Genomic DNA, 19309 nt, shown 5'->3' on the forward strand with positions numbered 1-19309 from the left:
CTCAGTTTGCCGCTTTGCGCTCGACGATCAGGATATGGTCTGCGGCAAGCACCACCTCGCCGCGCTGGTTCAGCACTTCGCAGCGTTCGACGACCCGGCCGGACGCCGGACGTTTCGGATCGTCCTCTTTCGCCGATATCGTCACCCGCGTGCGGATCGTATCGCCGATATGGACTGGGCGGATGAACCGCAGCCGGTCGTAGCCATAGGAAAAGGCGACGGGATTGATGAGTGATGCCGTCAGCCCGACGCCGATCGAAAAGATCATCGTGCCATGGGCAATGCGCTGACCGCCCGGCAAGGTCTTGGCGAATTCCGCATCCATATGATGCGGAAAGAAATCGCCGGTGTGCCCGGCATGGACGACGAAATCGGTCTCGGTGATCGTCCGTCCTGTCGTCGTGCGAACGTGGCCAAGCTCATAGTCTTCGAAGTAGATCATCTGTTCAGCCATCGCTTACACCTTTGGAAGTGCGGCAATCGGCGTTGCCGGCGCAGCGCTCGATTGATAGGCGGCCTCGACCAGCGCCATGGTCTGCCAGGCATCCTCAACCGAACCGATCAGCTCCTGATCTTCACCCGAGGCAAAACGCTGCAGATTGGCCATGCGGTTGACGAAGGCATCCGGGAACCAGGCGCCTTCGAGCTTCACCTCGACCCAATCGCTGCCGCCAGCGGGGCGAATCCACAGGTCGTCCGGCTCGCCGTGCGGATAGTCGAGATTGACGCCGAGCTTGATATAGGCCGCACCCTTCGTCCCGGAGATGCGGAATTCGCAAGCCTGGAATTTGCGACCGAAATCATGGTCGTGGTTGACGGAGAGCACACAGCGCACCTTGTCGCCATAGTCGAGGATCGCGGCCGTACGCGTCTGCGCCACCTGATGGCTTGGATGGCCGATGGTCTTGGCATGCACGCCCTGGGGATTGCCGAGCAGCCCGCGAATGAAGTCGAGATAGTGGATCGAGTGCATGGCAATCTCGATGCGCGGCAGGCCCTTGAGAAACGGCCAGAGGCCCCAGGGCGTCGAGAGCGCCAGCCAAGCATCGAAATCGACGACCTCGCCAAGGTAGCCTTTGTCCACTGCATCATAGAGCGCCAGCATCATCGGCGCGAACCGAAGCTGGAAATTGACCGCCGCCTTGATGTCGCGCTCGCGGCACACCCGGAGAATTTCCGTCGCCGCGGCCAGATCACCGCCCATAGGCTTCTGAATCAGCGCGAAAGAGCCGCGTGGCAGCTTTGAAAGAATAGAGGCATGCGCAGCGGGCGGGGTCGCCAGATCGAAGATCGCACCTTCGACGGCAAACGCCTCCGCCTCAGACGCGAAGGCGCGAATGCCCCATTGGTCCGCCAAAGCCTTTGCCTTTTCGCCGTTCGGATCATAGAGGCCGGCAACCGGGAAACCTGCCTTGTTGTAGGCCGGCAGGTGCGCGTCACCGACGATACTGCCGGCGCCGAAGATGACGATCGGGCGCGGCTTGGTGGGTTTAGGCCACCATTGGCGGAGGGATTTGGGATCGAAGGTCATTATACCCTCCCCTTGAGGGGGAGGGTCGGACCGAAGGTCCGGGGTGGGGTGATCCCTCCTCGTGCAAGCAAGATGGACATGCGCATCTCGAGCGTCACCCCCGCCCGCGCGTTCCGCGCGACCTCCCCCCTCAAGGGGGAGGTGGCCGCTTCGCGGCGCTTTCCATTCGAATCCCTAGCCATGATGAAACACCTCTTCCATCATAGCCCACCACTCGCCTTCCCTACGGGTATCGAGCGGCTTCTGGCAGGGTATGCAGACGGACCACCATTCCTGGTTTTTCGGGCTTGCGGCCATCTTGGCCATATCAGCCTCGAAATCGGTGCCGACATATTCCCAATAGCCGAAGAGCAGATTTTCCGGCTCCTTCAGGAAGATGGAATAATTGGTGATGTTGCACTCGGAAATCAGTGCCAGGATCTCGGGCCAAACGGCCGCATGCAGGCGCTTGTATTCCTCGATCTTCGACGGCTCCAGACCGATCACCATCCCCATCCGCTGCATGGCCCTATCCTCCTTCAGCCGTGAATCTCTTTCGTGAATTCACCGATCGAGCGCGCCTTCACCGCTTCCCAATCCCAGGCGATGCCGATGCCGGGTTCGGAGGGCGCGATAGCCTTGCCGTCAACGATCTCCATGCCCTTGGTGGTGAGATCGTCGAGCTGCGGGATATATTCGACATACCTGCCATTCGGCACGGCGCAGACCAGGCTGACATGCAGCTCCATCAGGAAGTGCGGGCAGACCGGAATATCGAAGGCCTCAGCCGCATGCGCCACCTTCAGCCAGGGCGTGATGCCGCCAATGCGGGCGACATCGACCTGGACGATTGAGCAGGCACCCTTCTGCATATATTCGCGGAAATGCCGGATGGAATAGATGGATTCGCCGACCGCGATCGGCGTCGGCGTCGAGCGCGTCAGGCGGATATGGCCGTCAAGATCGTCCGCCGGCAACGGCTCCTCGATCCAGGCGAGATCCAGCTCCTTCAACCTTGCAGCACGACGGATGACCTCATCGACCGTGAAGCCCTGATTGCAGTCCGTCATGATCTCGAAGCCGGAGCCAAGCGCCAGGCGCATCGCCGAAAGCCGATCGTAATCCTCCGATCCGTGCGGCTTGCCGATCTTCACTTTCGAGCCGGAGAAGCCCTTGGCCTTTGCCTGCAAGGCATCCTCGACCAGCGCTTCCTTCTCGATGTGCAGCCAGCCGCCTTCGGTCGTGTAGAGCGGGCAGCGATCCTTGGCGCCGCCGGCGAGCTTCCAGAGCGGCAGCTTCTGTTTCTTGGCGCGCAGATCCCAGAGCGCCGTATCGACGGCGGCAAGCGCCAGGGCGGTGATGGCGCCGATGGTCGTCGCGTGCGTCGCGAATTCTAGTCTGTGCCAGATCGCCTCGATGCAATCGGCATCCTCGCCGATCAGCAGCGGCACGAGATGGTCCGATAGCAGCCGCATGACCGAGGAACCGCCGGTGCCGATCGTATAGCTGTAGCCGGTACCGACGGCACCGTCAGAATCGGTGATGGTAACGATCGGCGTCTCCTGGCTGACGAAGCTCTGGATCGCATCCGTCCGCTTCACCTTCGGCGGCAGGTCGACCATGCGCAGTTCAATTTTCTCGATGCGGGCCATGTGCCGTCTCCCTCGCTCAGACCGCCAGGCTCTTGCCCGTCTCGGCCGAAAAGAGATGTGCCTGACTGAGATCGAAGCTCATTTTCAGTTGTTCGCCGCTCTTCAATCCGCGCGGATTGAGCATGCGCGACACCCATTCGCGGCCGGCAAATTCGACGAAGACCAGAGTTTCGTTGCCAAGAGGCTCGGTAATGGCAACGGGCAACGTCACCTCATGCACCGCTGCTTCGGCGCCCGAATGCAAGCCGTGCCCGCTCGGGAAAATATCGTCCGGGCGCAGGCCGAAGGCAACCTTTTCGCCCTCCTGGACCCGGTCTGCAAATTGCCCCGGCAACGGCAGCTTGTCGCCGTTCCTGAACACCAGCGCACCGGCCGAAACCGTCGCTTCCTCGATATTCATCGGCGGCGAGCCGATGAAGCCGGCGACGAAGCGTGTGGCAGGCCGCTTGAACACTTCATCCGGCGTGCCGACCTGCTCGATATAGCCGTCGCGCATGATGACGATGCGGTCGGCAAGCGTCATCGCTTCCACCTGGTCGTGGGTGACGTAGATCACCGTCGACTGCACCTTGGCATGCAGCTTCTTGATCTCGGTGCGCATCTGCGTGCGGAGTTTCGCGTCAAGGTTCGATAATGGCTCGTCGAAGAGGAAGACTTCCGGCTGGCGAACGATGGCACGCCCCATGGCGACGCGCTGGCGCTGGCCGCCGGAAAGCTGCGCCGGTCGGCGATCCATCAGCGCTTCCAGGCTGAGGATCGCGGCGGCTTCGTTGACACGCTGGTCGATTTCCGCTGGCGGCTGCTTGGCGATCTTCAGCGAGAAGCCCATGTTTTCGCGCACGGTCATATGCGGATAGAGCGCATAGGACTGGAACACCATGGAGATGTTGCGATCGCGCGGCGGCAGGTTGTTGACGATGATATCGCCGATCATGATGGCGCCGTCGGAGATGTCCTCGAGGCCGGCGATCATGCGCAGCGTCGTCGACTTACCGCAGCCGGAAGGCCCGACCAAGGCGATGAATTCCTTGTCCCTGATATCGAGATCGATCCCGTGGACGATTTCCAGGGCGCCGTAGCGCTTGACGAGTTTTTTGAGAGAAACCTGAGCCATGGGGTTCAACCTTTGACCGCACCGAATGTCAAACCGGACACCAGGTGCTTCTGAATGATGAAGGTGAGAGCGAGCGCCGGAACGATCATCACCACCGCGAGAGCGCACATGCCGCGCCAATCGATGGTGAATTCGGCCGTATAGTCGAGAAGGCCGACCGGCAGCGTCTTGGAATCGACCGAGCGCGTGAGCTGCGAGGCCAATGCATATTCGTTCCAGCAGGTGAGGAAGGCGAAGATGCCGGCAGAGGCGATGCCGGGACCGGCGAGCGGAAATTCCACCTGCCAAAAGGCCTGCCAGCGCGTGCAGCCGTCGATCTGCGCCGCCTCGGCGAGATCCTTCGGCACCTGCCGGAAGAAGCCGTCGATCAGCCAGATGGTGAAGGGCACGTTCAGCGCGACATAGGTGATGATCAGGCCGAAATGCGTGTCGATGATGCCGAGCCGGGCATAGACCATGAACAGCGGCAGCGACAGCGCCACGCCCGGCACGGATCGCGTCAGCATTAGGCCGAGGAACACCGCCGATTTGCCGGCGAAGCGAAAGCGGGCGAAGGCATAGCCGCCGGACATGCCGATGACGAGCGCAATGACGGTAGAGGTGACGGAGATGATGAGGGAATTGCGGAAATAATCCCAGACGGGAATGCCGCCCTGCCCCGCGCCACCGAACATGGCGCGATAGGCTTCGAGCGAAAGCTCCTGCGGGATCCAGACCGGCGGCTTCGCCATGATCTCGACCGTCGGGCGCAGCGAGCTAAGGATGATCCAGAAGCCCGGTAGGCAGATGATGAGCATCGCAATGAAAAGGCCGATGAGATAGGCGACTTTTCCGATGCGCCGACGCATGTGTTGTTTGGCGTTGCGATCCATGATTACCACTCCGCTCCGATCTGGGTGCGGGCAAGCGCCAGCTTACGGAAGAAATAGACTGTGAAGGCGATCGACAGGATGATCGAGACATAGGCCATGGCGTTGGCGAGCCCCATCTGCGCATCGGCATAGGCGGTTCGCCCGACGAGCGTCCAAATCAGCTCCGTGCGCCGCGCTGGGCCGCCATCCGTCATGATCTTGACGATGTCATAGGCGCGGGCAACGTCGAGCGAACGGATGGTCATGGCGATGAAGGCGAACGGCATCAGGAATGGCCAGGTGACATAACGAAAGGTCTGCCAGCTCGTGCAGCCATCCACTTTCGCGGCCTCCACCGGCTCCTGCGGCATGGCAAGCAGGCCGGCGAGGATGAGAATGGCGAAGACCGATGTCGACGACCAGACTTCGGCGATGACGATGGACAGCAGCGCCAGATTGCCGTCGATCAGCCACGGGATGGCATTGTTGGTGATGCCCAGGGATTGCAGGGCATTGTTGATGATGCCGACATTGTCGTTGAACATGAATTTGAACTGGAAGCCGACGAGCACCGGCGAAAACATCATTGGGAACATCATCAGCGTGCGCAGGATGCGTTTGCCGTAAGTCGCCTTGTTGACCAGCAACGCCAGGCCGAGACCGAGCAGCATTTCCAGATTGAGCGCGATGGTCAGCAGCACGACGGTGCGCACGAAGGCCGCCAGGAAGACCGGATCGGTGAGAATGCGGGTGTAGTTCCGAAGGCCGATAAAGGTGAAGAGCGTCGCCGGCCGCGTCAGGCGGAACGGCGTGAAGCTGGAATAGAAAGACAGAAGCAACGGAAACAGCACCACCGCCGCAAGCACGATGATTGCCGGAAGAAGCAGCAGGACCGGTGGAGATATTTTCTTATACATGGTTTGCACCTGTCGGCATTCCTCAGCAGCGTGGCTCGGACTGCGCGGAATACGATTGCATGGGGCCGAGGGGCCGGCATCACACCGGCCGGACAGACCGGCCCCTAAAGGCGCAGGTCATAAGTATTATTCAAAGAAGTCCCGCATCCGGCAGAGGGTGCGGGACTTTTATTGCAGCGATCAGAGAGCGCCGGCGTCCTTCAGAACGTCGGTTGCCTTCTGTGCAGCCGTGTCGAGCGCTTCCTTGGACGTCTTGTCGCCGAGGATGGCAGCCTGAAGTTCCGGATAGACCACGTTGGAAATCTCGATCCATTGCGGCGTGCGCGGAACCGGGAAGGCGTACTTCATCGATTCCTGGAAAGTGCTCAGCACTTCCTTCTTATAGGGATCGGATGCAGCCTGCTGGATGTCCCAGTCCCAGACGGCCTTGCGGGTCGGTAGCGTGCCGTTGGCAGCTTCAAGCTTCTGCGAATCGTCGTTGGTCAGGAACCAGACGAGCGAGGCAGCAGCATCCTTGTTCTTGCACGCTTCCGTCACCGAGAAGCCATGATGGCCGGACCAGCCGGTGTGCTTGCCGGCCGAACCGACGGGCTGCACGACGACGCCGACATTGCCGGCAATCTTCGAAGACTTCGGATCGTTGAAATAGGTCGCCCAGCCCGGCCAATCGAGATCGAGCGCGACGGTGCCCGATGCGAAGCCAGCGCCGAGATCGTCCCAGAGATAGTTGGTCGTGCCAGCCGGAACGGCCTTTGCCTTGTACATGTTCACGAACCAGTCGAGCGCGCGCACGCCGGCTTCGGAATTGAAGGCCGGCTTGCCGTCCTTGCCGAGATATTCGCCGCCCTCGGCGACCAGCATTTCATAGAAGCGGCCGTTGATCGCCTCTTCCTTGCCGGGGAACTGCGTGCCGAAGAAGTTCGGCGGATTGGCGAAGAACGTCGCCTGATCGGACACTTCCTTCCAGGTCTTCGGCGGTGCCAGATCGTAGCCGTACTTGGTCTTGAATGCCGTCTTCTTGGCCTCATCATTGTAGAGGCTCTTCTGGTAGTAGAGAGCCGAAACGTCGAACTGGGCACGCGGCAGCATGATCAGCCGGCCGTCGATGGTCGATGCCTCGATCGTCGAATCGACGAACTTGGCGATTTCTTCCTTCGGCAGCAGCTTGCCAAGATCGGTGTAGAGGTCGGGATACTGGGGGGCGAAGGACGAGTGGTTCGAGCCGACGCACCAGGAAATATCGCCCGACGCCATGTCCGACTTGATTTCCTTGTCGAGCTCGAAGTGGTTCTTCTTGGAGAGGATGTTGACCTTAGCGCCAGTCTCCTTCTCCCACTCGGAAATGCGCGCATAAAGCGGCTCGTATTGCTGGCCGCCGATCAGCTTGGCGTCGATCGTCACGCCCGGGAACTTGCCGGGCAGGTCGGCAGCAGAGATCGCGGAGCTCGCGAACAATGCCAATACGCCGGCGGCGAGACCGGCCTTCAAATTCCTCATTGAATTTCCTCCCTAAAGGACCGAACACTCCGCCCGATCGCCCTCACGATCCAAATATGGATCAATGATTTATATGTAAACACCTTATTCACTGACCGTCAAGCCGGCATCGCGGGCGCTTGCAAATCGCTTTCATTCATATATGAATGATGAATCATATTTCCCTAGTGAGGCCTCTATGAGTGTAGAAGACGACAGCGATCGATACCGCGCACCGGCGCTGGACAAAGGCCTCGATATCCTCGAACTGCTGGCGCGCATCGACGGAGGGCTGACCCAGGCGGAAATCGCCAAGGCGCTCGGCAAGAGCCCCAACGAGTTCTACCGCATGCTCGATCGCCTGGTCCGGCGTGGTTATGTGCAGCGGCAGGATGGCGACCGCTTCTATCTGACCCTGAAGCTTTTCGGCCTGGCGCATTACCACGCACCGGTGCGCCGCCTCGTTTCCTTCGCCACGCCGCTGATGCGCGAATTCTCCAATCGCGCCGAGCAAGCCTGCCATCTGGCGATTTTCGACCGCGGCTCGGTCATCGTCATTGCTCAGCAGGATTCGCCGACCTATTGGGGCATCTCGATCCGCGTCGGCGCCCAGATCAACCTGTTCAACACCGGCTCTGGCCACGTCCTGCTGGCCTTCCGCGACGAGAAACATCGCAAGATGATGATCAACGAGCAGCAGCGGCAACAAGACGATGATGTGCCGATGCCATCAGATCTCGATAAACGCCTCCAGGTGATCAAGGAGCAGGGTTTCGAGACGATGGACAGTCTGCAGACCAATGGGGTGCGCAACATCTCGGCACCTGTGCTGGCACTGGATGGTTATGCGCTGGCCGCGCTCACCTGCCCCTATATCCAGCCGGTCAACCCGAATGCGCCGAGCTATGAGCAGGTCATCCAATATGTCCGCGAAGCAGCCAAGGACGTATCGGAGACCGTCGCCGGGACATTGGACAACGCCGAGATATAATTTTTATTTGAATAAACTATTCTTCTGTGAGTATATATTGATCAGCATGATGGGAGGATCGCCATGCTTTTCGACAGCCACCTGCACATCGTCGATCGCGCGAAACTTGGATATCCCTGGCTGGAAGGGGCCGGCGCGCTGAACCGCGACAGCCTCTATGCGGACTATGCACGCGAAGCCCATCGCCTGGGGATTACCGACACACTGCATATGGAGGTGGATGTCGCCGAGAGCGATATCGAGCGGGAAACGGAATACGTCAAGGATTTGAGCCGGCAGCCCGGCAACCTGATCCGCGGTGCCATCGCTGCCTGCCGTCCGGAAGATGCCGGCTTCCCCGCCTATCTCGAACGCGTGCTCGCCGATCCCTTCGTCAAGGGTTTCCGTCGTGTGCTGCATGTCGTACCGGACGATGTTTCCGAGGGCGCACTTTTCCGCGAAAATCTGAAGCGGCTCGGCGGCACCCGCCTCACCTTCGATTTCTGCGTGCTGCCGCATCAGATCGTCAAGGCGATCGCGCTGGTCGACCTCAACCCCAATGTTCAGTTCATTCTCGATCATTGCGGCGTGCCCGCGGTCAAGGATAGTTTCAGCGCGGTCTGGACCGCCGGAATCACCGAGATGGCCAGGCGGCCGAACGTCGTCGTCAAGATTTCCGGCGTCGTCGCCTATGCCGACCCCGATAGCTGGACCGTCGATACGCTGCGCCCTTTCGTCGAGCATTCGATAGCAAGCTTCGGCTGGGATCGCGTCATCTGGGGCAGCGATTGGCCGGTCTGCACGCTGGGCGGCGGTCTCTCCACTTGGGTCGGCGCCACGCATGCACTGACCAAAGGAGCAAGCGCCGACGAACGCAACAGCCTCTATCGGCTCAACGCCAAGCGCCTCTGGTCACTTTGAGCGCTCCACGATTTTCTCGAAAGCCAATACAATGACCGCCACCGTCGGCATTTCCAGCACTCATCCCAAGACCATGCCGGCGGATCATGCCGATATTCCCGTCTGGAACTCGGAAAACTGGTTCTACGAAGATTTCGAAATCGGCCACAAGATCCGCTCGCTGCGGCGGACGATCTCCGAAGGTGAATCCCAGCAGTTCAACGCCCTCGTGCTCGATATGCATCCCTATGTCAGCGACCAGATCTTTGCGGAGACGGAGGGTCTGTTCGGCAAGCGCCTCGTCGCCGGCGCCTTCGTCTTTTCCGCGGGCCTCGGCCTCGTCGCCACCAACTGCATCAATGCGTTCTCGTATGGCTACGACAAGCTGCGCTTCATCAAGCCCACATTCATTGGCGATACGATCTACACCATCCGCACCAACCTCGATAAACAGCCGAAATACAAGGATCTCGGCCTGATCCGCTCTTCCTACGAGGTCTTCAAGGGCGAAGGCGAGCTGGTACTCTATTGCGAGCATATCCAGACGGTACGCTACAAGAACGGCCGGCCAGCAGACGCTCCGGAATTGAAGAGCTGAAATGACCAAAGGAAGCAATGACGGCCTGCTCGCCGGCATCACGGTGCTCGATATGAGCCAGTTCCTCGCCGGACCGATGGCCGCCCTCCGGCTTGGCGATCTCGGCGCGCGGGTGATCAAGGTCGAGCGTCCCGATGGCGGCGATCTCTGCCGCCGGCTCTATCTCAGCGACACCGAAATCGGCAGCGACTCGACGCTGTTCCATGCAATCAACCGCGGCAAGGAAAGCTTCGCCATCAACATGAAGGACGAAGGCGACCTGCGGGACCTTCGCGTCCTGATCGCAAAGGCTGACGTCATCATCCAGAATTTCCGTCCTGGGGTCATCGATCGCCTGGGTCTCGACTACGCCTCGGTCGCCAAGATCAATCCCCGCATCGTCTATGGCAGCATCACCGGCTACGGGCCGGATAACGAGTGGCGGCATTTTCCTGGTCAGGACCTGCTCGCCCAGGCCCGCTCCGGCGCCATGTGGCTGAACGGCGAAGCCGATGATGGCCCCGTGCCCTTCGGCCTTGCGGTTGCCGACATGCTCGCCGGCAACCTCATCGTCCAGGGCATCCTCGCCGGCCTCGTGCGGCGCGGCGTTACCGGCCAGGGCGTCCATGTGGAAACCAGCCTGCTGGAAGCGATGATTGATTTCCAATTCGAGGTACTGACGACCCATCTGAACGATGGCGGCCGCCTGCCGAAGAAATCCTCCGTGCGCAATGCCCACGCCTATCTTTCGGCTCCCTACGGCGTCTATCATTGCGCCGATGGCTGGCTGGCGCTTGCCATGATGCCGCTGCCAAAGCTGGCGCCTCTCTTCGAGCTTCCGGCGCTTGCCGAGTTTACACCGGACGAGGCCTTCACCCGCCGCGACCAGATCAAGAGCCTGATCGCCAGCCGCCTGCATCAGAAGACGGTGAAGGAATGGCTGGCCATTTTGGAGCCCGCCGATATTTGGGCCGCCGAAGTGCTGGACTGGCCGAAGCTGCTGAAAACCGCCGCCTTCCGCCAGCTCGATATGCTGCAGACGGTAACCCGCGGCGACGGCGTTTCCGTTCACACGACGGCAAGCCCAATCCGTGTCGACGGTGTCAGACACAAGAACGACCTCGCCGCCCCGACGATCGGCAGCGATTCCGAGAAGCTCAGGGCGGAATTCTTCGCCTGACACCCCCGCACGCTGGGCTGAAGAAGCGTCACGCCACCGGTTGCACCGAAGCGACCTTGCCGGTGTTGTCGATGATGCAATTGAATCTGCGACCCGTCGCATTCAACTCGACTCGGTAGGTGGTCGCATCCAATTGCTGCGAATTCGTCGGAAGCACCTTGTTCTGCGTAAGGCCGGCGGATTTTGCTGCGGCGTCAGCGCATAGGAGTTGTAGATCGGCGGGTGCCGTCTGTAGTTTCGTTCGAGCCATCTGGTCGGGCGGCGGCGAGGATACGCATGCCGTCACTGGCGCAAGGAGCACAAGCGGGAAAAGCAATCGTGCCGCGGACCAGCCATTCCATTTCGTCATGTTCCATCCCCTATTTTGCGGTCATACGCCCTTGTAAAGGGCTGCGCCCTGCATGAGCACGATCACCTTTGCACCGATCTTCACGCGAGAGTGCAGGTCGATGATATCGTCATTGTTCATGCGTATGCATCCGGAGGAGACATCGAGGCCGATACTCCATGACTCCGGCGTGCCGTGAATGCGGTAGATAGTGTCATTGTTGCCTTCATACAGGTAGAGCGCTCTCGCCCCGAGTGGGTTGTCGGGTCCGCCCGGCATGCCGTTCGCCCATTTCACCGCATTCGGATCACGGGCGACCATTTCGGCGGGCGGTGTCCAGGTCGGCCACTCCGCCGTGCACCCGACGCGCACGATGCCGGCCCAGCCGAAACCTTCCCGCCCAACGCCTATGCCATAGCGGATCGCCTGGCCGCCGGGCTGAACCAGATAGAGAAAATGCTGGTTGCCGTCGATGATGATCGTTCCCGGCTCTTCTGCCGTGCGGAAGGGAACGACCTGCCTGCGAAAAGCATCCGGCACCTGTTTGTTGCGGGCGTAATATTGACGCGCCTTCTTCGCGTCGTAGTCGACCCAGGTTCGGGTCCGCGGATCGAAGATCTGCGTCTGCGCCGCAAGCGCAACGAGGGGGCCAAGACCTGTGACTGCTGCCAGGAGTATGACGGCTGTCGTGCGCCTCCAGCCTCGCTCCGATCTTGCCTCCACCTTTGTCATGGTCTCGGCGTTCTTTGTCGGGTCGGTTCTCATGGCTTTGCCCATCCGTCGACGCGAGAGGCATGGCTGTCTACCCACTGCTTCGCAAATTCCAGAGGCAGCTGACGCTCCACCTGCAAGGCGTAGGTCATATGCGTAATTTCCTCTGGGGTGAAATCGACCTTCTCGAGAAAGCTCGCAACATCGGTGTGCTTCTTTGCGAAGGCGGCGGCATAGGCAATGTGAAAACTCGTGGCCGGCCAGGCGACCGGTGCGCTCGAATCGCTGATCCAGGTCGGATCGCTCGCGGGCATGATCTTCCATTTGGAGACATCATAGGGTGGCTCTGTCAGCCGCACGATCTTGTGCAACTCGAAGACGTGATGTGGCGCGTAGCAGGCAAACACCATCGGCCGTCCGGTCGCGACGGCGGCATCGACCGCAGCCATACCGACCTCTTCCTCCGCTTCGACCAGGGTCAGATTTTTCGCATAGCCATAGCTGTTGGCGCGTACTCTCTCGATGCCCGTCGACAACCATGTGGCCGCCCCGATCCACAGTTCTCCGCGTCCGTCGCCGTCAGTATCCAGAAGTGCCGTCTTGGCGGGATCGCTCAAATCCGCGATGTCCTTTATACCGGCAGCGACCGCATCTGGCGTGGCGCAAAGGCCTTCCCAGGCATCGACACCGCGCGCCGCCACCTCGACGACGTGCTTTTCGTTGACGTATTTCTCGATCAGACTGTCGAGGTTCGGCCGCCAGACTTCGGGATTGATATCGACCTCGCCGCTTTCGAGACCGTTGAAGGCGGTAAGAGTTCCAAGCTCCCGGACCTCTGCATCGAGCCGATACTCCTTAGCAATCGCGACCTTCAGAATATTCGCCGCCGCCTGGCCGGAAGGCCAATTCGGCATCGCGATGACCAGATCGGCCGCATCGGCACTGACGGTTCCGACAGACGCAAGGGCAGCGGCAAAGGCCACTGACGCGGAAATAAGACTGTTCTTCATGCCCCCTCCAGCTTTCGGCAACAACTACTATCCGGTCGCGGCTGTGGCGAACCCGAACCAGATAGCGAAGGGAAGTATCCGCAGGTAAGTACGTTACAGTAACATGATCGAAATTTACGCCACTGGTACGCGCAACCAGCCGGCGACGGGACGTGGATGTCGGGCGTGGATGGGCCTCAACAAAAAAGGGCGCCACTCGCGATGTGACGCCCTTCGATCTAGTTTGTGCGCGGCCTTCACCCCGTTGGACAGAAGGCTCTCACCATCAGCTTAGGCGGCAGCGAGCTGCAGTTCCTTGCCGACCATGGTGCGCAGGGCGATCAGGTCCTTGGCGAATGCGCGAATGCCTTCGGCGAGCTTTTCGGTCGCCATCGCATCTTCGTTCATCATCCAGCGGAAGGTCTTTTCGTCGACGGCGATCTTGGCGACGGAAGTCTTGCTTTCCGGCGAGAGCTTGCGCTCCAGCTTGCCTTCATCCTTGGCAAGTTCGTCAAGCAGGTTCGGGCTGATCGTCAGGCGATCGCAGCCGGCCAGCGCTTCGATTTCGCCGGCGCTGCGGAAGGAAGCGCCCATGACGATCGTCTTGATGTCATTGGCCTTGTAGTAGTTGTAGATTTCGCGAACGGAAATAACGCCCGGATCTTCTTCCGGAGTGTACTCCTTGCCGGTCGACTTCTTGTACCAGTCGAGAATGCGGCCGACGAAGGGCGAGATCAGGAAAACCTTGGCGTCGGCGCAGGCAACGGCCTGGGCCTTGCTGAAGAGCAGCGTCAGGTTGCAGTCGATGCCTTCCTTTTGCAGCACTTCGGCGGCGCGGATGCCTTCCCAGGTGGAAGCGAGCTTGATCAGGATGCGGTCATGACCGATGCCGCGTTCCTTGTAGGCGGCAATAATGGAGCGGGCCTTGGCGATCGAACCTTCGGTGTTGAAGGACAGATCGGCATCGACTTCGGTCGAAACACGACCGGGAACGAGGCCGGAGAGAGCGGCGCCGACGGAGATTGCCAGACGATCGGCGACAGCAGCGGCAACAGCATCCGGCGTACCACCCTGCTTCTTGCCCCAAGCGACGGCTTCCTTGATCGCATCGGCGAACATCGGGGTGCCGAGCGCCTTCAGGACGATGGTCGGATTGGTCGTGCAATCGACCGGCTTCAGGCGAGCAACCGCCTCGATATCGCCGGTGTCGGCCACGACCGTCGTCATAGCGCGAAGTTGGTCAAGCTTGGATGTCATGATACGTATCCTTGTTGAATTGGCCCATTGTGGGGATGATGGACCGGCGCGAAATCCCGTCCGGTTCGATAGACGACACGAAACTGCAGGCGGATTGCACCTTTTCTCCCTTCCCTATGTAACGGGAGAAAAAGCGCGAAAGTTCCATTTCCGGCGAGTGGTCAAAGCTGCGAAGAAACAACCTTACCGGACAAGGCTTTTCACCGAAAGCGAGCGCACTATATCGCTCCCTGTCCGGTGAAATACGTCCACGGCTGCGCACCCGCACATTGTCCTCCTCGACTGGACAAAGACCGACTTCCTCACGGCGACTATCATCAATCTCGCAGCGAAAAGTCAAGGACATTTGTGCATTTCAATTGACATAAGTTTCAGGCCATAGAATATCGGTGGATAGAAGAGCTGATCTTGCCGCCCCTGTCCTGTGCGATCGCCGCAACCTTTGTCGTTTGCGATCATTAAAACAAAAGGGCGTGCAAAAATCTTGCCGGAGGACCTGTGGCCAAACTCAGACGTGGGACACACACCGCCTATTCGGAGACGGCGTCTCTGAGGCTGCGCGCTGCGTGGCTCTATTACAATCAGGGCCTGACGCAGAAGGATGTCGCCGAACAGCTCGGCATCAGCCGGACCACGGTCATCCGCCTGCTGGACGAGGCGATGCGTCGCAGCGAAGTGCAGATCTGGATCAATGAAGGCATCGACGATTGCGTCGAACTGGCGATCAAGCTGGAGCGCGCCTATGGGCTGGACGAGGCGATCGTCGTTCCGTCGCCCGCAGGCGGAGACGTCGACGCTCAGGCGAAAAGCGTCGGCCTGGCGCTCGGCCAATTCCTGACCGAAGCGATTCCCGACAATTATACGATCGGCGTCGGCTGGGGCCGGACGATGACGGCCTCGCTCGGAAGCTTCCGCCCGCCACGCCGCGACAATTGCAAAGTCGTCTCGCTGCTTGGTGGCATCGTCGCCGTCCAGCAGACCAACCCCATCGACTATACGTGGCGTCTGGCGAGCCAACTCGGCGCGGAATGCTACATGTTCCTGGCGCCGCTCCTGGTCGATTCCATCGAGACCAAGCGCAATCTGATCGAAAAATGCGGTCTGGAGGCGATCTATCGCCTGGCCGAAAGCCTCGATCTCGCCATTGTGAGCTGTGGCGATATCGGACCCCGCTCCACCTCGCTGTCGGAAGGCTTTATATCGAAGCAGGAGCTGGATCAGTTGATCGAGGCGGGCTGCGTCTGTGACACCATGTTCAATTTCCTCGACGCCGAGGGCAATTCCGTCGATCATCCGATCAACAAGCGCGTCATGTCGGTCGATCTCGACACGTTGAAGAAGGCCAAGCACATCGTGCTGTCTTCCGGCGGCGCCCACCGCGCCCTTGCAATCCGCGCCACCATCAAGCGCATCGGCTGCAATACGCTGATAACAGACGAAAGCGCGGCAAAGGCGCTGCTGCAGATGGCTATGGCGAAGGCGGCTTGAGAATATTTACCTTCCCCCCCCGCGGGGAGAAGGTAGAACCCCTCAAGCTTTCCCCGCTTCCCAGCCCAGCATCGCCCGCTTGCGCGTCAGGCCCCAGTGATAGCCGGTGAGGTCGCCATTCTTGCCGAGCGCGCGGTGACAGGGGACGACGAAGGAGATGGGGTTGCGGCCGACCGCGGCACCAACCGCGCGCATCGCCGTCGGCTGGCCGATGTCTTTGGCAATATCGGAATAGGTCACGGCCCGGCCCATCGGGATCTTCAACAGGCTTTCCCAGACCCGCACCTGGAAATCCGTGCCGATCAGCACCACGCGCAGCGGCTGATCGCTCGACCATTTCGACGGCTCGAAAATCCGCGCCGCATAAGGCATGGTCGCCTGCAGATCCTCGACATATTGCGCATTCGGCCAACGGCAGGTCATGTCTTCGAGGCAGGCCTTCTCGTCGCCGGAATCGCTGAAGGCAAGACCAGCAAGGCCACGATCGGTGACCATGATCAGCGCCAGTCCGAAAGGCGAGATGTGGAACCCGTAGCGGATGACCAGCCCGCCGCCCTTCGCCTTCCATTCGCCGGGCGACATCGCCTCATGCGTCACGAAAAGATCGTGCAGCCGGCTTGGACCGGAAAGGCCCACTTCGAACGAGGTTTCCAGCAAGGGCAGATCTTCCTCGCGCAGCAGCCGCTTCGCATGGTCGAGCGTTACGGCTTGCAGGAAACCCTTGGGCGACAATCCCGCCCAACGGGTAAAGGTCTTCTGCAATTGAGTCGGCGATTGTCCGAGCCGCTCGGCGATCGTCTCCAATGACGGCTGATCGCGATAGTCCTCGGTGATGAGTTCGATCACCCGGCGGACGGTATCGTAGTCCGGTCCTTCCGGTGTGATGTCTGTCTTCAACTGTGCGATAGCATTCATAATCTTTCTCCTTAGAAAGGAGAACACCACGAAGGGACGGGTAAAACCACCCGTTTCTTGCATAATGGCGTGATCCCGAACCGAAGGACCGCGTCAGTGAAAAGTGTGAAGCGGTTTGGGACAAGATCACGCCCATCAAGCGATCTATATCCGTTGCGTCACCGTTGCCAAAGCCCGCTTGAAGGCTTTGGCAAAGCTCTCCCGATCCTCCGGATTGAGAAAGGAACCGACATCCGTGTCATGGCTCCTGTCGCGGACATGCATCGAAACGACCCCGATTTCACTGTGCCGGCGGACGAGAAATCGCGTCCAGAAAGGGTTGAAACGATGCTCGATCATGCGGCCCGAGGGCGAGAATTTGCGGATCGAGACATTGGTGCGCGTGACCGTCACCTCCTCGCGCACCCGGCCCGAGCGATAATTCATCCAGAAGGCGCCGTAGAGCAGCGTGAAATCCGCGCCGAAGAAGACACCGATCGGCCATGCGCCGCGAATGACGAATACGATGCCGTAGATCAGGCAGAACGCCCCGGTCAGCATCAGCATCACCTTGAATCCCCTTCGCCCCAATGAGCGATGAGGGAACAATTCGGCGGCAAAGACCGGCCTGTTGCCATCGATGTCAGTATCGGCGTTGCGTTCGGTCATAGGACTTGAGTATAGGTCGTTCATGGCAAACCCCAAGATCAAATCCAGCGCGCAAAACGCGAAAAAGTCAAATGCGACGGCAGGCCGCAAACCGGCTTTCAAGAGCCCCTATTCCAAGGCGGATCTGGAAGAGATCTTTCGCCGTTTCTCCATTCAGCGGCCTGAGCCGAAGGGAGAGCTGGAGCATGTCAATCCCTTCACGCTTGTCGTCGCCGTGGCCCTATCGGCGCAGGCAACCGACGTCGGCGTCAACAAGGCGACCCGCGCTCTCTTTGCCGTTGCCGATACGCCGCAGAAGATGCTCGATCTCGGCGAAGAGCGTATCCGCGACTACATCAAGACGATCGGCCTTTACCGCAACAAGGCGAAGAACGTCGTCGCACTCTCTGAGAAATTGATCCGGGATTTCGACGGCGAGGTGCCGCAGACGCGCGAGGAGCTGATGACGCTGCCGGGCGTTGGCCGCAAGACCGCCAATGTCGTGCTCTCCATGGCCTTCGGCCAGGCAACGCTCGCCGTCGACACCCATATTTTCCGCATCGCCAATCGCCTGCTGCTCGCCCCTGGCAAGACACCGGACGAAGTCGAACAGCGGCTGATGAAGGTGATCCCGGACCAATATCTCTACCACGCGCATCACTGGTTCATCCTGCACGGACGTTATGTCTGCAAGGCGCGCAAGCCGGAATGCGAGCGCTGTGTCATCGCCGACCTCTGTCGCTCGCCGGAAAAGACCTGGGATATCCCATCCCCATTGGTCGAGCTGCCGCCTCAACCGATCGGCGCCGCCGATTGAAGCACTTCCAGGAAAAGTGCGAAGCGGTTTTCCGTCCGGAATGCGTAAAAACAACGGGATAGAGCTGCCCACCGGCAACCCTCAGCCGCGACGTGCTGCTTCCTTCTGGGAAATCAGCTTGTGCAGGTGGACCATCATCCCCGCCGCAAACAGCGGCGTCAAAAGGTTGACCAAGGGAATGGCGAGGAAGGCGGCGATCACCAGGCCGGCAAGGAAGACGGTGAAGGCATGTTTGCTGCGAAACCGCCGTGCTTCTTCCGGCGGACGAAAACGCATGGCGGCGAATTCGAAGAATTCCCGGCCGAGCAGGTAGCCGTTGACCAGGAAGAAGGCGACGAGATTGACCCCCGGAATGAAAAGCAGAAGCAGGGCGATGATGTTGCCTGCGAGGACAACGCCGAGGAATTTCAGCGAACTTTTCATAGCCGGCACGAACGGCATGGCTTTTCCCGGCGCATCGGCCGGATAGTCCCTCTTCTCCACGACATCAGCGACATCATCGAGAAAGAGCCCTGCGATCAACGCCGTTACCGGTGAGATCAGCAGCGCCAGGGCCAGCGCCAAGCCGAGGCCTGCCAGAACCGCGAGAAGAAAGGTAAGCCAGCTCGTCCAATCCGGTGCGGGCGGCATGAAGCTTTGTAACCACGGCAATACGAAAGCGATGAAGGTGCCGCGTAACACAAACCAGAGGGCGACAAGCGCCAGCAATGTCAGCCCGAGGACTTTCCAAAAAACCTTACGCGTCTCGGCTGCAAAGAGGTTGGCGATGGAAAGACGCGCGGCATGGGTGATCATTCGTCCGATATCCCGTTAATCGTGGCTGGATATGTAAGTAACAATTGCAGATATATCAATATATTCGCGCCGGCCGCGTAATAACCCTCACCCATTTGAATTGTTGTAATCAAGTCCACACTAATATATGGTGTGTTACATATGAAAAACAACAACCTAAACATGATCAACGGTCATCAAAAATCTGCAAGCACTCCGATTGTTTCGGCATTCGGCGCGATCACACTTCGGATAG

21 protein-coding genes are annotated in these 19309 nt (G+C 59.8%); 6 read left to right on the top strand and 15 right to left on the bottom strand.

Annotated elements, in window-relative coordinates; translation table 11 throughout:
• Position 1: 1 nt before the first annotated feature.
• From GGD50_RS08260 to GGD50_RS08295, 8 genes are all read right to left on the bottom strand, one after another.
• Complete coding sequence (locus GGD50_RS08260) at positions 2 to 454, bottom strand: MaoC family dehydratase (RefSeq protein ID WP_107109290.1); 453 nt, start codon at positions 452 to 454, stop codon at positions 2 to 4.
• 3 nt (positions 455 to 457) lie between these two features.
• Positions 458 to 1531, bottom strand: coding sequence for a Gfo/Idh/MocA family protein (locus GGD50_RS08265; protein WP_107109291.1), 1074 nt, complete (start codon positions 1529 to 1531; stop codon positions 458 to 460).
• Between the two features lie 174 nt (positions 1532 to 1705).
• The gene (locus GGD50_RS08270; protein ID WP_107109293.1) at positions 1706 to 2035 is read right to left on the bottom strand and encodes an L-rhamnose mutarotase; all 330 of its coding nucleotides are present in this window, start codon (positions 2033 to 2035) and stop codon (positions 1706 to 1708) included.
• Between the two features lie 14 nt (positions 2036 to 2049).
• On the bottom strand, positions 2050 to 3162 hold the full coding sequence (locus GGD50_RS08275; protein WP_107109294.1) for a mandelate racemase/muconate lactonizing enzyme family protein: 1113 nt from the start codon (positions 3160 to 3162) through the stop codon (positions 2050 to 2052).
• 16 nt (positions 3163 to 3178) lie between these two features.
• On the bottom strand, positions 3179 to 4276 hold the full coding sequence (locus GGD50_RS08280) for an ABC transporter ATP-binding protein (RefSeq protein ID WP_107109295.1): 1098 nt from the start codon (positions 4274 to 4276) through the stop codon (positions 3179 to 3181).
• A gap of 5 nt (positions 4277 to 4281) precedes the next feature.
• Positions 4282 to 5148 (bottom strand): carbohydrate ABC transporter permease, encoded by an 867-nt coding sequence (locus GGD50_RS08285; RefSeq protein ID WP_107109296.1) that lies wholly within the window; start codon positions 5146 to 5148, stop codon positions 4282 to 4284.
• A 2-nt stretch (positions 5149 to 5150) separates the two neighbouring features.
• Positions 5151 to 6044 carry a carbohydrate ABC transporter permease gene (locus tag GGD50_RS08290; RefSeq protein ID WP_107109297.1) on the bottom strand — a complete coding sequence of 298 codons (894 nt, stop codon included), beginning with the start codon at positions 6042 to 6044 and terminating at the stop codon, positions 5151 to 5153.
• Between the two features lie 180 nt (positions 6045 to 6224).
• Positions 6225 to 7541 (bottom strand): ABC transporter substrate-binding protein, encoded by a 1317-nt coding sequence (locus tag GGD50_RS08295; RefSeq protein WP_107109298.1) that lies wholly within the window; start codon positions 7539 to 7541, stop codon positions 6225 to 6227.
• A 178-nt stretch (positions 7542 to 7719) separates the two neighbouring features.
• On the opposite strand from GGD50_RS08295, the gene GGD50_RS08300 reads away from it, so the two are divergent.
• The 4 genes from GGD50_RS08300 (at position 7720) to GGD50_RS08315 (ending at position 11147) form a co-directional block, all read left to right on the top strand.
• On the top strand, positions 7720 to 8511 hold the full coding sequence (locus GGD50_RS08300; RefSeq protein WP_107109299.1) for an IclR family transcriptional regulator: 792 nt from the start codon (positions 7720 to 7722) through the stop codon (positions 8509 to 8511).
• A 63-nt stretch (positions 8512 to 8574) separates the two neighbouring features.
• On the top strand, positions 8575 to 9411 hold the full coding sequence (locus GGD50_RS08305; protein WP_107109300.1) for an amidohydrolase family protein: 837 nt from the start codon (positions 8575 to 8577) through the stop codon (positions 9409 to 9411).
• Positions 9412 to 9442: 31 nt separating this feature from the next.
• On the top strand, positions 9443 to 9988 hold the full coding sequence (locus GGD50_RS08310; RefSeq protein ID WP_028752752.1) for a MaoC family dehydratase: 546 nt from the start codon (positions 9443 to 9445) through the stop codon (positions 9986 to 9988).
• A 1-nt stretch (position 9989) separates the two neighbouring features.
• Positions 9990 to 11147 (top strand): CaiB/BaiF CoA transferase family protein, encoded by a 1158-nt coding sequence (locus GGD50_RS08315; protein ID WP_107109301.1) that lies wholly within the window; start codon positions 9990 to 9992, stop codon positions 11145 to 11147.
• A 28-nt stretch (positions 11148 to 11175) separates the two neighbouring features.
• Here GGD50_RS08315 and GGD50_RS08320 read toward each other — a convergent pair whose 3' ends face one another.
• The 4 genes from GGD50_RS08320 to tal all read right to left on the bottom strand — a co-directional run bounded on the left by GGD50_RS08320 (position 11176) and on the right by tal (position 14432).
• Positions 11176 to 11496 carry a hypothetical protein gene (locus tag GGD50_RS08320; RefSeq protein ID WP_107109302.1) on the bottom strand — a complete coding sequence of 107 codons (321 nt, stop codon included), beginning with the start codon at positions 11494 to 11496 and terminating at the stop codon, positions 11176 to 11178.
• Between the two features lie 21 nt (positions 11497 to 11517).
• The gene (locus tag GGD50_RS08325; protein WP_107109478.1) at positions 11518 to 12207 is read right to left on the bottom strand and encodes a L,D-transpeptidase; all 690 of its coding nucleotides are present in this window, start codon (positions 12205 to 12207) and stop codon (positions 11518 to 11520) included.
• 29 nt (positions 12208 to 12236) lie between these two features.
• Positions 12237 to 13196 (bottom strand): ABC transporter substrate-binding protein, encoded by a 960-nt coding sequence (locus GGD50_RS08330; protein ID WP_107109303.1) that lies wholly within the window; start codon positions 13194 to 13196, stop codon positions 12237 to 12239.
• A gap of 270 nt (positions 13197 to 13466) precedes the next feature.
• Complete coding sequence (gene tal / locus GGD50_RS08335; RefSeq protein ID WP_107109304.1) at positions 13467 to 14432, bottom strand: transaldolase; 966 nt, start codon at positions 14430 to 14432, stop codon at positions 13467 to 13469.
• Positions 14433 to 14930: 498 nt separating this feature from the next.
• Between tal and GGD50_RS08340 the strand changes: the two genes are divergently transcribed.
• The gene (locus tag GGD50_RS08340) at positions 14931 to 15920 is read left to right on the top strand and encodes a sugar-binding transcriptional regulator (RefSeq protein ID WP_107109306.1); all 990 of its coding nucleotides are present in this window, start codon (positions 14931 to 14933) and stop codon (positions 15918 to 15920) included.
• Between the two features lie 42 nt (positions 15921 to 15962).
• Here GGD50_RS08340 and GGD50_RS08345 read toward each other — a convergent pair whose 3' ends face one another.
• Positions 15963 to 16835, bottom strand: a complete 873-nt coding sequence (locus tag GGD50_RS08345) for a methylated-DNA--[protein]-cysteine S-methyltransferase (protein ID WP_107109307.1) — start codon at positions 16833 to 16835, stop codon at positions 15963 to 15965.
• Between the two features lie 144 nt (positions 16836 to 16979).
• Complete coding sequence (locus tag GGD50_RS08350) at positions 16980 to 17483, bottom strand: DUF2244 domain-containing protein (protein ID WP_107109308.1); 504 nt, start codon at positions 17481 to 17483, stop codon at positions 16980 to 16982.
• A 22-nt stretch (positions 17484 to 17505) separates the two neighbouring features.
• On the opposite strand from GGD50_RS08350, the gene nth reads away from it, so the two are divergent.
• Positions 17506 to 18279, top strand: a complete 774-nt coding sequence (nth, locus tag GGD50_RS08355; protein ID WP_181316096.1) for an endonuclease III — start codon at positions 17506 to 17508, stop codon at positions 18277 to 18279.
• 81 nt (positions 18280 to 18360) lie between these two features.
• Here nth and GGD50_RS08360 read toward each other — a convergent pair whose 3' ends face one another.
• Entirely contained in the window at positions 18361 to 19074 is a 714-nt protein-coding gene (locus GGD50_RS08360) for a sulfate transporter family protein (protein WP_107109309.1), read from the bottom strand.
• Positions 19075 to 19309 lie beyond the last annotated feature (235 nt).

Source organism: Martinezella paranaensis (genome assembly GCF_014200235.1).
GTDB lineage: Bacteria > Pseudomonadota > Alphaproteobacteria > Rhizobiales > Rhizobiaceae > Rhizobium > Rhizobium paranaense.